Consider the following 11114-nt stretch of genomic DNA (forward strand, 5'->3'; position numbering starts at 1 on the left):
TGCTGGGGTTCGCTGCGCTCACCGCCAGCCTACGAAGCCGCCCGTTCGTTGACGGGTCCCGTAGGCTGGCGGTGAGCGCAGCGAACCCCAGCATCACAGCACGTCGTTGAGCATGTAAGCCGCGTTGTCCTTGAGCTTGTGGAGCCAGCCCCGCTTCCTCCACTTCCCCAGCTCGATCTCGGTCGCCCGCGCCGCGTACTTCTCGAAGATCGCGTCGAACTTCGCCGCGACACCCTCGTCGAGGATGCCCAGCGTGATCTCGTCGTTGGTGTCGAAGGAGCGGTCGTCGAAGTTGGCGGAGCCGACGGCGCTCCAGCAGCCGTCGATGGTCATGATCTTCTGGTGCAGCAGCGTGTGCGGGTATTCGAACAGCCGCACGCCCAACTTGAGCATCGTCTCGAAATGCCGGTGCCCGGCGTGCTGCACCATCGGCGCGTCGGAGCCGCTCGTGGCCGGCATCAGCACCCGCACGTCCACGCCGCGCCGCACGGCGGCGCCCATGGCCTGGATCGCCTCGTCCTTGGGGATGAAGTAGGGGTTCTGGATCCAGATGCGCCGGCGCGCCAGGCACAGCGCCGTGTGGTGCAGGATCTTCACGGCCGGGGCCGAGTTCTCCGGCTTCAGGTAGGCCGCGTGGATGCACACGTCGCCGGCCGGCTCCAGCGCCGGAAAGAAGTCGTCGCCGACGAACAGCTCGCCCGTCGCGCCCGCCCAGTTCTCGCTGAAGCAGCCCTGCAGGCTGTGCACGATCGGGCCGTGCAGCCGCACGCTCACGTCGGAGTTGTGCTCGTGGTCCTCGGCGTCGCCCAGCCAGTCGTCGGTGATGCAGTGGCCGCCCACGAAGGCCTCGCGCCCGTCGACGATGCAGATCTTGCGGTGGTCGCGGTCGTTCAGCACGCCGATGGTGTAGATCGAGCGCTTGTGGAAGAACTTCACCTTGCAGCCCGCCTCGCGCATGCGCTCCACCATGTCGTCGGCGATGCGGCGCGAGCCCTGCGCGTCGAGCATCACGCGCACCGTCACGCCGGCGCGGGCGCGTTCGATGAAGGCGGCGGCCATGCGGTCGGCGAGCCGGCCCGGCTTCCAGAGGAAGGTCTCGAAGTGCACCGACTTGCGCGCGGCGGCGATGCGCTGCTCCAGCAGGTCGAAGAAGGCGCCGTTCTCCAGCACCTCCACCGCGTTGCCGCCGACGGCGGTGCCGAGCGTGAGGCCCGACAGCGAGGGCACCAGTTCGGCGATGCCCGCGTCGGTCTGCACCTGCAGCCTGGGGCTGCGGTGCCGCCGGATCGACCAGATGACCACCACGAGCAGCGCGACGATCGCGGCGGAGAGCCAGGGCCAGACGTGGTCGAACATGCGATGCGGGGAAAGCTCTGCCGTGGAGGAAGGGGCATTGTGGGTGGCGCTGCGCACGCTAGGGGTTGTCCGTAACGAGGTGTTCGCAGGCCGCCGCTAGACTGCGCCCATGCCTTCGACGCCCCGCTACGACGCCTCCCGCCTCCACGCCTTCGCCTGGCAACTGCTCGCGGCCGCGGGCATGCCCGACGAGAAGGCCGAGCCGGTGGCGGAAATCCTGGTGGAGGGCGACCTCCTCGGCCATACGACGCACGGGCTGCAGCTGCTGCCGTCCTACCTGCGCGAGGTCACCTCCGGCTCCATGAACGTCGAAGGCCAGCCGCACGTGCTGAACGAGACGCCCGCGGCGCTCACCTGGAACGGGCGCCGCCTGCCGGGCCCGTGGCTCGTGCTCGAGGCGATGAAGAAGGCGACCGCGATGGCGAAGCGCTGCGGCACCGGCACGGTGGTGATCCGCCACGGGCACCACATCGCCTGCCTCGCGGCCTTCCACGAGCGCGCGACCGCGCAGGGGCTGATGATGATCCTCGCCTCGTCGGACGCGAACTCCGCGAGCGTCGCGCCCTTCGGCGGGCTGGACCCGGTGTTCACGCCCAACCCGGTCTCCGTGGGCATTCCCACCAGCGGCGCGCCCATCGTGACGGACATCTCCACGTCCGCCACCACCAACGGCCTCACGGGGCGCCTGCGCGAAGAGGGCGGCAAGCTGCCCGCGCCCTGGCTGATCGACGGCCACGGGCGCCCGAGCGACGACCCGGCGGTGCTGGTGCAGGAACCCAAGGGCACGATCCTGCCGCTCGGCGGGCTGGACTCCGGGCACAAGGGCTACGGCCTCTCGCTGATGGTGGAGGCGCTGACCGGCGGCCTCGCCGGCTTCGGCCGCGCGGACCCGAAGCAGGGCTGGGGCGCCACCGTGTTCCTGCAGATCATCGACCCGGCGGCCTTCGGCGGCCGCGCCGATTTCGTGCGGCAGATGGACGAGGTCGCGCGCCAGTGCCGCGCCTCGCGCCCCGCGCGTGCGGGCGAGACGGTGCGCCTGCCCGGCGAGCGGGGCTACGCGCTCGCGCAGCGCCAGCGGGAGGAGGGCGTCACGCTGCACCCCGGCGTGATCGAGGCGTTGCAGCCGTGGGCGGAGAAGCTGAAGGTGGGGATGCCTGAAGCCGTGTGACGCCTACGCCGGAACCTCCGGCCGCCGCAGGCGCAGCATCCTCAGCACCGGCGGCAGGAACCACACCAGCAGCGTCACCACGGCCAGCCCCGCCGCGATCGGCCGCTCGAAGAAGGCACCGAGGTTGCCGTCGGACTTGATCATGGAGGTGATGAAGTTCTCCTCCAGCATCCCGCCCAGCACCACGCCCAGGATCGCCGGCGCGATCGGGAAGCGGTTGGCTTCCAGCAGCCAGGCGACGACGCCCGCCACCAGCATCACCGTCACCTCGAAGATCGAGTTGTTGATGGCGAAGGTGCCCACGATGCAGAACAGCAGGATCAGCGGCATCAGGATGTTGCGCGGCACCTTCAGGATGCGGCGGGCGACCTTGATGCACAGGATGCCCAGCGGCACCATGATGATGTTCGCGATGATGAACAGCAGGAACACCGCGTAGATGTTCTGCGGGTTGGTCGTGAACAGCGTCGGCCCCGGGTTCATGTTCTTCATGTAGAGCACGCCGATCACGATGGCCGTGATCGAGTCGCCGGGGATGCCGAACACCAGGGCCGGGATCCAGGCGCCGGCCAGCGCGCTGTTGTTGGCGGAGCCGGACTCCACGATGCCCTCGACGTGGCCGGTGCCGAACTTCTGCGGCTCCTTCGAGAACTTCTTGCTCATCGCGTACGAGATCCAGGCCGCGATGTCGGCGCCGGCGCCGGGCAGCGCGCCGACGGCCGTGCCCAGCGTGCTGCCGCGCAGGATCTGCACCGGGTACTTCTTCGCCAGTTCCCACTGGCCCTTCATCACGTTGCCGACCTTCTCCACCACCAGTTCGGCGGGCGGGCTGGTGTCCACCACGTAGCGGATCACCTCCGAGATCGCGAACATGCCGATCATCATGGAGATCATGCCGATGCCGCCGGTCATCTCCGCGCTGCCGAAGGTGAAGCGCGGGAAGCCCGCCGGGTTGCCGAGGCCCACGCAGGCCACCAGCAGCCCCAGCAGCAGCGTCACGACGCCCTTGAGCGGATGCTCGCTGGTGATGAACACGGCGCAGGTCAGGCCCAGCAGCACCAGCCAGAAGTATTCGAAGGAGCTGAAGCGCAGCGCGACTTCGGCCAGCAGCGGCGCCGCGAGGATCAGCACCGCGGTACCGAACAGGCCGCCGACGGCGGAGAAGACCAGGCCGGCGCCGAGCGCCTTTTCCGCCTCGCCCTTGCGGGTCATGGCATAGGCTTCGTCCGTATAGGCGGCCGAGGCGGGCGTGCCGGGGATGCGCAGCAGGCAGCCGGGGATGTCGCCGGAGAAGATCGCCATGGCCGTCGCCGTGACGATGGTGGCGATCGCCGTGATCGGCGGCATGAAGAACGTGACCGGCACCAGCAGCGCCGTGGCCATCGTGGCCGTGAGCCCCGGCACCGCGCCGACGAACAGGCCGAACAGCGAGGCCAGCACCATCGCCACGATGGTGCCCGGCTCGAACACCATGGCGAAGGCCTGCAGCAGGGCGGATTCGTTCACCAGGCAAACCCTTTCAGCACGCCCCAGGGCAGCGGCACGCGCAACAGCTTGTAGAAGGCGAAGTGCACCACCAGCGTCGCGACGATCGCGATGCCGACGGCGTGCCACGGCCGCACCCGCAGCACCAGGAACAGCGCCAGCAGGATCAGCGGCGCGACGACCAGGAAGCCGAGCAGGTCCGACGCCAGGATGTAGAAGACGATGGAGGCGAGCAGCACGGCCAGCGCGGCGATGTGGCGCGGCGAGCGCACCCAGTCGTCCCACGCCAGCCACGGCTGGCCGGCACGCGACCGCAGGCCCCTGGCCACCAGCAGCACGCCCGTGATGCACAGGCCGCCGGCGATGAGGCCGGGGAACAGCGCCGGGCCGACCGGCTGGCCGGGGATCTTGGGATAGCCCTGGATGGCGACCAGCACGGCGCCACCCAGGAGCATCAGCAGCAGCCCGAAGACCGCGTCGTTGATCTTCACTTCGCGATGCCCACGGCCTTCATCGTCGCGCCCAGGTCGGCGTCGGACTTGGCCATGAACTTGCCGAACTCCTCCGGCCCGGCGTAGATGACGCCGAAGCCGCGGCTCGCCATGAAGTCGCGGTATTCCTTGCTGTTGGCGGTCTTCCGGACCACGGCCGCGAGCTTGTCGCGCACGTCGTTCGGGATGCCCTTGGGCGCGACGATGCCGCGCCAGGCCGCCATCGTCCAGTTGCTGCCGATCGCGGCCTTGAGCGTCGGCACGTTCGGGTAGAGCGACGCGGGCGTGTCGTTCATGACGGCCAGGCTCTTGACCTTGCCGGCGTCGATCAGCGAGCGCGCTTCCGGCAGGGACACCGGCGCGATGTCGATGCCGCCCGCCAGCATGTCCTGCAGGCCGGGCGCGGCGCCGTTGCTGGGCACCCAGGCGACGGCGTGCGGATCGATCTTCTGGTCGCGCAGCAGGCCCGCGATGGCCAGGTGCCAGATGCCGCCCTGGCCGGTGCCCGAAGCCTTGAACTTGCCCGGATTGGCCTTGATGGCGGCCAGCAGGTCCTGCACCGTCTTGTACGGCGCATCGGCGCGCACCTGCACGCCGGCGGGATCGGCGTTGACCAGGCCGATCGGCGTGTACGAGGCGCCGGTCAGGTCCGTCAGGCCCTGCCAGTGCATCATGCCGATCTCCACGGTCGCCAGGCCGATCGTGTAGCCGTCGGGCGGCGCCGAAGCGATGGCCGCGTGGCCCACGACGCCGCTGCCGCCGGTGCGGTTCACCACGTTGACCGGCTGGCCCAGTTCCTTTTCCATGAGGCTCGCGAGGATGCGCGCGGTGGCATCGGTGCCTCCGCCGGCGCCCCAGGGCACGATCAGCTGGATCGGCCGGTTCGGGTAGTTCTGCGCGGCGGCGGGCAGTGCGGTGGCGGCCAGCGCCGCGGCGGCGAGGCCGGCGAGCAGCAGGCGGCGGGAAGGACGGGTCATGCGGGTGTCTCCTTGGGTCGCGTGGGAAGTTGCGCCCGGCCAATCTAGCCGCGGGCGCCGCCAACGCGTCCTAGGGAGAACCCATGAAGTCTTTCTGTCGAGGTAGCTGGGGTTCGGCTTCGCCTCACCGCCAGCCTACGAAGGTTCGCGCCCTCGTAGGCTGGCGGTGAGCGCAGCGAACCCCAGCTCCCTCAGGCCTCCATCGCGATCAGTTTCTGGATCAGTCCCACGTCCGCCACGCCCGTCTCGGGCAGCTCGCTCGTGCGCTGCAGCGCGCGCACGAAGCGCGCCGTGCCGTTGCCGAAGATGCCGTCGGCGCGGATGTCGCAGCCCTGGTCCGACAGGGCCAGCTGCACCAGCCGAACGTCCAGGCCGCGCAGCAGCGGCGACTGCACGGAGAGCTCGCGCGTGCCGGGCTCGGGGCCGTCGTAGCAGCCCGGCGGCAGCGCGGCCAGCGTCGCGACGGAGATCTCCTCCCCGCGCACCACCAGGGGCAGGGGCAGGCCCAAGGCTTCCTGTTCCATCAGGCGCTGGAAGGCGTCCATGCGGTACACGGTGGCGCGCAGCAGCGCGTTGGGATGCGTCGCCAGCCACTCGCGGCGCAGGCGCACGTAGCGGCGCAGCCATTCGTGTTCGCCCAGGTCGCCCAGCGTGCCGCCCGCGTTGGTGCGGTCGCGCAGCGAGGTCCACGAACCGTGCACCCAGCCGTCGTAGACGATGGCGGCGCCCAGCGGCGAGCGCACGCCCAGGCGCGCCGCAGCGCGCACGGCCGGGTCCCAGAACAGCTCGTCGAAGAAGGCGTCCTGCACGTCGCGCATCACCGGGTCGTCGGCGCTGGCGCGCAGCAGGTTGTGCAGCTTGATGTCGGTGTCGGCCGCGGCGTGGCGCGCCGCCAGCGCCGGCAGCCATGCGCGCAGGCGGGCGCCGAAGCGCGCGCCGACGGTGCCGCAATAGCGCTCGACGAGCAGGTGCAGGTTGCCGGAACCGAGCGAGGCCTGCGAGCGGCCGAAGGTCAGCCGGCCCGTGTCGCCGGGGAGCACGGCGACGGCGCCGTAGTGGCCGCGCACGCTGCCGGTCTCGAACAGGTTGACGATCGCCTTCGCCGCCTGCGCCTGCGTGGCCGTGAGCCACTCCGGCGCCGCCGGCGCCGCGCGCGCCATGCGCGTGTAGCGCAGGATGCACCAGCCGGGCAGGGTGGGGTCCTCGCGGCAGTCCACCACGTGCTGGCCGTTCGCCTCCAGGTCGTGCCTGCGTTCGCCGCAGTCGCTGCACGGGAGGCCCATGCTGTAGACATCGCTCATCGCCGTCTCCCAAGGGGTTGCTTCGATTCAGGATAGGCAGGGGCCCCGCGCGCGCCATCGGCCCGATGGCGTAGGGACCCTGGCTCTTCATAATGGCGCGCGTGAACAATGCAACGATCGACGGCCTGCACGCGGCCTGGCGCGAAGGCCGCCTCGGCATCGCCGAGTTCGCGCAGCACAGCCTCGCGCGCATAGCGGCCTACGACCGCCAGGGCCCGTCCCTGCAGTCGCTCATCACGGTGAACCCGCGGGCGATGGAGGAGGCGCGGCGCCTGGAAGCCGAATACCGCGCGCGCCGCGGCGACGTCGGCCCGCTGCATGGCGTGCCGCTGGTCCTCAAGGACAACTTCGACACGCACGACCTGCCCACCACCGGCGGCAACATCGCGATGCGCCACTCGCAGCCGCGCCGCGACGCCTTCGTGGTGCAGCGCCTGCGCGCGGCCGGCGCGCTGCTGCTGGCCAAGGCCAACCTGCAGGAGTTCGCGCGCGGCGGCGTGTCGGTGAGCAGCCTGGGCGGGCAGGTGCGCAACCCGTACGACCTCACGCGCAGCGCGGGCGGCAGCAGCGGCGGCACGGGCGCGGCGATCGCGGCGGAGTTCGCGGTGCTCGGCACCGGCAGCGACACCGGCCAGTCGATCCGCTCGCCCGCCTCGGCCTGCTGCCTCGTGGGCCTGCGGCCCACGCGCGGGCTGGTGAGCCGCGCCGGCATCATGCCCAACAGCCTCACGCAGGACGAAGTGGGGCCGATCACGCGCACCGTGCGCGAGGCCGCGCTGATGCTCGACGCGATGGCGGGCTTCGATCCGCAGGACCCGGTGACGGCGCTCGGTGTCGGCCACGTCCCGGCCAGCTACGCCGACGCGCTGCGGCCCGATGCCTTGCGCGGCGCCCGCATCGGCTGGCTCGAGAACATGTCCGGCCGCGAGGCCCGGCATGCCGAAGTGAACCGCGTGATGGCGCAGGCCGTGCGCACGATGGAGGCGCAGGGCGCCACCGTGCTGCGGCTCGCGATCGACGGGCTCGACGAACTCGCCGCCGATGTCGGCACCGACCGCTGGGAAGCCCGCGCCGCCTTCGACGCCTACTTCGAGGCGCTCGGCCCCGGCCAACCCGTGACGAGCTTCCGGCAGCTCGTGGCCACCCGCACGGCGGTGCCCGAGATCCAGCGCACCATGGAAGCGGAGATCGCGATCGAGAACGGCCTGGACCACCCGGACTACCTGCGGCGGCTGCGCAACCGCGAGCGCCTGCGCATCCTGCTCGCCTCGCACATGGCGCGGCACCGCCTCGATGCGCTGCTCCATCCGCTGCAGCGCGTGCTGGTCGTGCCGCTCGGCGAGCCGGAGCAGCCCGAGCGCAACGGCATGCTCTCGCACGGCACCGGCTTCCCGGCCATCGCATTCCCCGCGGGCTTCTCCGCGCCGACGGCGAGCGCGCCGCTCGGCGTGCCCGTCGGCGCGGAACTGCTGGCGACCGATTTCCAGGAAGCGAAGCTGCTCGCGCTCGCGCATGCGTTCGAGCAGGCAGCGCAGGTGCGCCGGCCGCCGCCGAGTACGCCACCCCTCGGCTGAGCAACTCCTGCACACCCGCCCCCCCCGAAAGGCCGATGCAGCAGGCCTGCGCGGTGCTAAGTTGATGGCATGGCGGACCTCCTTCCCGACGACGTGTGGCTGCAGGGCGCGGAGCTGGCGCTGCAGGCGTACACGCGCGCGTCGGATGCCTACGCCCAGAACTGGGTGTCGCCTTCGGTGGCGCTGTGGACGCTGGCGATCGCCGCCGCCGTGGTGCTGGTCGAGTGGCTGCTCGGCCGCGGCGGCCGCCACTGAAGCGCCCGCGCGCGGGTCCGTAGAATCGGGCGATGCGCAACTCTTCCGGCGGCCTGGTCTATTCCACCGAGGGCGGCCGCATGTGCCCCGGCTGTCGCCGCCCCGTGGCGCAATGCACCTGCCGCCAGGCGGCGGCCCCGGCCGGCGACGGCATCGCGCGCGTGCAGCGCGAGACCAAGGGCCGCGGCGGCAAGGCCGTGACCGTCGTGCGGGGCGTGCCCGTGGATGCGGCGGCGCTCGTGCGGCTCGGCCAGGAGCTCAAGGCCGCCTGCGGCAGCGGCGGCACCGTCAACGACGGGACCATCGAAGTGCAGGGCGACCACGTCGAGAAGGTCATGGCGCTGCTGCAGCAGAAGGGAATGCGCGTGAAGCGCGCCGGAGGCTAGTCACATCGGCTTACGCTCTCGGCTGAACCGCGCGGCCGCCACCGTGTCCCACATGGCTCAAGAACACGCCCCACTGGATCGCAACGCATGACACCGGCCCTCGCCCGGGCCCGCGCCTGGGCCGCAGACCTCGTGCGCCGCGGCGCCGCGCTCGCCCGCCGCCATCCCGTCCGCACGGCGCTGCTGCCGCCCGCCCTGCTGGTGCTGTACGTGCTGGTGCTGATCCCCTTCACCCCCAGCATCTCGGACCTGCGCAAGGCGCGCTCCGAGGTGCCTTCCACCGTGCTGTCGGCCGACGGCGTGGTGCTGGCGGAATTCAAGCGGATCAACCGCGAGTGGGTGCCCCTGGAGAAGATCTCCAAGCCGGTGGTCGATGCGCTCATCGCCACCGAGGACCACCGCTTCTACGAGCACCACGGCATCGACTTCCGGCGCACCGCCGGCGCCGTGCTCAACACGCTGCGCGGCCGCCGCGAGGGCGGCTCCACCATCACGCAGCAGCTCGCGCGCAACCTGTACCCGGACGAGATCGGCCGCGCGGTGTCGGTCACGCGCAAGGCCAAGGAGGCGATCACCGCGCTGAAGATCGAGGCGATCTACTCGAAGGACGAGATCCTCGAGACCTACCTGAACACGGTGCCCTTCCTCTACAACGCCTTCGGCATCGAGATGGCGGCGCGCACCTATTTCGACAAGTCGGCCGCCCGCCTCGACGTGCTGGAGAGCGCCACGCTGATCGGCATGCTCAAGGGCACCAGCTACTACAACCCCGTGCTCAACCCGGAGCGCGCCCGCGACCGGCGCAACACGGTGCTGGCGCAGATGGCGCGCTACGGCAAGCTCGATCCCAAGCGGGCGCAGGCGCTTGCCGCGCGGCCGCTGCGCCTGGACTTCGAGCGCCAGCCCGAGCAGCTGGGGATCGCGCCGCACGCCGTGCAGCAGGTGAAGAAGTGGCTGATCGCCTGGGCCGACCGCGCCGACTACGACATCTACGCCGACGGCCTGGTGGTGCGCACCACCATCGACAGCCGCCTGCAGAAGGCCGCCAACACCGCCGTCACGCGGCAGATGCGGCACCTGCAGGACCTGGCCGACCGCGGCCGCAAGAAGGGCCAGGAACGCATGCTGCTGCAGGCGGGCTTCCTCGCCATCGACCCCCGCAACGCCCGCGTGCTGGCCTGGGTGGGCAGCCCCGACTACGCGACCGAACAGTTCGACCACGTCAACCAGGCGCGGCGCCAGCCGGGCTCCACCTTCAAGCCCTTCGTGTACGGCGCGGCCTTCGCCGAAGGCCTGTCGCCCGAGGACAGCTTCGTCGACGAGCCGGTCGCCGTGCGCGAGCGCGGCGGCGCCGTGTGGACGCCGGGCGACGCGACGCCGCCCACGCACGAGCCGATGACGCTGCGCGAGGGACTGGTGCACTCGCGCAACAGCATCACGGCCCAGGTGATGCAGCGCGTGGGGCCGGCGCGCGTCGCCGACCTGGCGTATCGCCTCGGCGTGCGCGACAGCAAGCTGGAGGCCGTGCCCTCGCTGGCGCTGGGCACGAGCCCGGTGACGCTGCGCGAGATGGTCACGGCCTACGGCACGCTCGCCAACGAGGGCCGCTACCTCGGCGAGCCGCAGCTGATCTCCGGCGTGGAGGACCGCGACGGCCACACGCTGGTGCTGTTCACGCGCCCGGAGGGCGTGGAGGTCATGCCCCGGGCGCGGGCGCTGCAGCTGGTGAACGTGATGCGCGGCGTGGTGGACGAGGGCACCGCCACGGCGATCCGCACGCGCTGGGGCATCCAGGCGGACGTCGCCGGCAAGACGGGCACCACGCAGGACAACAGCGACGGCTGGTTCATCCTCATGCACCCGCAGCTGGTGGCCGGCGCCTGGGTCGGCTTCAACGACAACCGCGTCACCATGGCCGACAGCTGGGGCGCCGGCGCCCGCAGCGCGCTGCCCATCGTCGGCGACTTCTTCGTCCATGCGCTGCGCACGCGCGCGGCCGACCCCCGGGTGGAGTTCGCGATCCCGCGGCCGCGGCCGAAGGCGCCCGAGACCGGCCCCGATCCGGTGCAGGAGATCCTGAACGACCTGATCGGGCGCCTGTTGCGCTTCATCCAGTAGGGC

10 protein-coding genes are annotated in these 11114 nt (G+C 71.3%); 5 read left to right on the plus strand and 5 right to left on the minus strand.

Going from position 1 to position 11114, the window contains the following annotated elements:
• Positions 1-93 precede the first annotated feature (93 nt).
• Positions 94-1356 (minus strand): phospholipase D-like domain-containing protein, encoded by a 1263-nt coding sequence (locus tag ACY0MJ_RS15335; protein WP_462639360.1) that lies wholly within the window; start codon positions 1354-1356, stop codon positions 94-96.
• A gap of 109 nt (positions 1357-1465) precedes the next feature.
• Here ACY0MJ_RS15335 and ACY0MJ_RS15340 point away from each other — a divergent pair, with 109 nt between their 5' ends.
• On the plus strand, positions 1466-2524 hold the full coding sequence (locus ACY0MJ_RS15340) for an Ldh family oxidoreductase (RefSeq protein WP_462639361.1): 1059 nt from the start codon (positions 1466-1468) through the stop codon (positions 2522-2524).
• A gap of 3 nt (positions 2525-2527) precedes the next feature.
• On the opposite strand, the gene ACY0MJ_RS15345 is transcribed toward ACY0MJ_RS15340, so the two are convergent.
• The 4 genes from ACY0MJ_RS15345 to ACY0MJ_RS15360 all read right to left on the minus strand — a co-directional run bounded on the left by ACY0MJ_RS15345 (position 2528) and on the right by ACY0MJ_RS15360 (position 6778).
• Entirely contained in the window at positions 2528-3997 is a 1470-nt protein-coding gene (locus tag ACY0MJ_RS15345; protein WP_462639519.1) for a tripartite tricarboxylate transporter permease, read from the minus strand.
• Positions 3998-4026: 29 nt separating this feature from the next.
• On the minus strand, positions 4027-4500 hold the full coding sequence (locus ACY0MJ_RS15350) for a tripartite tricarboxylate transporter TctB family protein (RefSeq protein WP_462639362.1): 474 nt from the start codon (positions 4498-4500) through the stop codon (positions 4027-4029).
• Complete coding sequence (locus ACY0MJ_RS15355; protein WP_462639363.1) at positions 4497-5477, minus strand: tripartite tricarboxylate transporter substrate binding protein; 981 nt, start codon at positions 5475-5477, stop codon at positions 4497-4499. Before ACY0MJ_RS15355 ends, ACY0MJ_RS15350 begins: the two co-directional genes overlap by 4 nt.
• 191 nt (positions 5478-5668) lie before the next feature.
• Positions 5669-6778, minus strand: coding sequence for a chitosanase (locus ACY0MJ_RS15360; RefSeq protein WP_462639364.1), 1110 nt, complete (start codon positions 6776-6778; stop codon positions 5669-5671).
• Positions 6779-6870: 92 nt separating this feature from the next.
• Here ACY0MJ_RS15360 and ACY0MJ_RS15365 point away from each other — a divergent pair, with 92 nt between their 5' ends.
• The 4 genes from ACY0MJ_RS15365 to ACY0MJ_RS15380 all read left to right on the plus strand — a co-directional run bounded on the left by ACY0MJ_RS15365 (position 6871) and on the right by ACY0MJ_RS15380 (position 11111).
• Positions 6871-8352 (plus strand): amidase family protein, encoded by a 1482-nt coding sequence (locus ACY0MJ_RS15365; RefSeq protein ID WP_462639365.1) that lies wholly within the window; start codon positions 6871-6873, stop codon positions 8350-8352.
• A gap of 69 nt (positions 8353-8421) precedes the next feature.
• Positions 8422-8607 carry a hypothetical protein gene (locus ACY0MJ_RS15370; RefSeq protein WP_462639366.1) on the plus strand — a complete coding sequence of 62 codons (186 nt, stop codon included), beginning with the start codon at positions 8422-8424 and terminating at the stop codon, positions 8605-8607.
• A 32-nt stretch (positions 8608-8639) separates the two neighbouring features.
• Entirely contained in the window at positions 8640-8993 is a 354-nt protein-coding gene (locus ACY0MJ_RS15375) for a translation initiation factor Sui1 (protein ID WP_462639367.1), read from the plus strand.
• An 87-nt stretch (positions 8994-9080) separates the two neighbouring features.
• Positions 9081-11111 (plus strand): penicillin-binding protein 1A, encoded by a 2031-nt coding sequence (locus ACY0MJ_RS15380; protein WP_462639368.1) that lies wholly within the window; start codon positions 9081-9083, stop codon positions 11109-11111.
• Positions 11112-11114: the final 3 nt, after the last annotated feature.

The organism is Ramlibacter sp. bp-362 (assembly GCF_054956735.1).

Coding starts and splice junctions, on each gene's coding strand:
- ACY0MJ_RS15360 (WP_462639364.1), bottom strand. CDS start 6,778: ATGAGCGATGTCTACAGCATGGGCCTCCCGTGCAGCGACTGCGGCGAA.
- ACY0MJ_RS15370 (WP_462639366.1), top strand. CDS start 8,422: ATGGCGGACCTCCTTCCCGACGACGTGTGGCTGCAGGGCGCGGAGCTG.
- ACY0MJ_RS15380 (WP_462639368.1), top strand. CDS start 9,081: ATGACACCGGCCCTCGCCCGGGCCCGCGCCTGGGCCGCAGACCTCGTG.
- ACY0MJ_RS15340 (WP_462639361.1), top strand. CDS start 1,466: ATGCCTTCGACGCCCCGCTACGACGCCTCCCGCCTCCACGCCTTCGCC.
- ACY0MJ_RS15335 (WP_462639360.1), bottom strand. CDS start 1,356: ATGTTCGACCACGTCTGGCCCTGGCTCTCCGCCGCGATCGTCGCGCTG.
- ACY0MJ_RS15345 (WP_462639519.1), bottom strand. CDS start 3,997: ATGGTGTTCGAGCCGGGCACCATCGTGGCGATGGTGCTGGCCTCGCTG.
- ACY0MJ_RS15365 (WP_462639365.1), top strand. CDS start 6,871: ATGGCGCGCGTGAACAATGCAACGATCGACGGCCTGCACGCGGCCTGG.
- ACY0MJ_RS15355 (WP_462639363.1), bottom strand. CDS start 5,477: ATGACCCGTCCTTCCCGCCGCCTGCTGCTCGCCGGCCTCGCCGCCGCG.
- ACY0MJ_RS15375 (WP_462639367.1), top strand. CDS start 8,640: ATGCGCAACTCTTCCGGCGGCCTGGTCTATTCCACCGAGGGCGGCCGC.